Origin of the sequence: Streptomyces sp. SID13726 (assembly GCF_010548375.1) — a bacterium.
Taxonomy (GTDB): Bacteria; Actinomycetota; Actinomycetes; order Streptomycetales; family Streptomycetaceae; genus Streptomyces.
The window spans coordinates 1-528 of record NZ_JAAGLY010000250.1 but is presented as its reverse complement, the minus strand read 5'-3'; the positions used below and the strand labels follow the sequence as shown (position 1 = coordinate 528).

Below are 528 nucleotides of genomic sequence, written 5' to 3'. Positions count from 1 at the left end.
CGCCCTCCGGCAGCGCGCCCACGTAGGCCCCCACCACCCGCTCCAGCTCCGCCGCGAAGCCGATCTGCTGGACGAGCGTGGAGACCCCGCGCTCCAGGGCGAGCAGACCCATGGCCACGGTCCAGCCGTCGCCCTCCCCGCCGACGGCCTCCGCCGCCACCGCCCCGTCGAAGAAGACCTCGTTGAACTCGCTCGTCCCCGACATCTGGCGGATCGGCCGGACCTCGACCCTGCCCGGCTGGTCCATCCGCACGAGCAGGAAGGACAGGCCGCGGTGGCGCCGCGAGCCCGGTTCGGTCCGGGCAAGGACGAAGCACCAGTCGGCGTCCCGGGCCAGGGAGGTCCAGATCTTCTGGCCGGTGACCCGGAACCGCCCGTCCGCCGCGTCCCGTACCGCGGTGGTACGGATCCCCGCGAGGTCGGAGCCGGCGCCCGGCTCGCTGTAGCCCTGGCACCACAGCTCCTCGCCGCGCGCGATGCCGGGCAGGAAGCGGTCCCGCTGCTCCTGGGACCCGTACGCGATCAGGG

General features: G+C 74.4%; 1 protein-coding gene. It reads right to left on the bottom strand.

Annotation, left to right across the window (positions count from 1 at the left end):
* Positions 1–528: acyl-CoA dehydrogenase family protein (locus G3I78_RS47460; RefSeq protein ID WP_203616509.1), on the bottom strand; the 528-nt coding region annotated here is incomplete at both ends.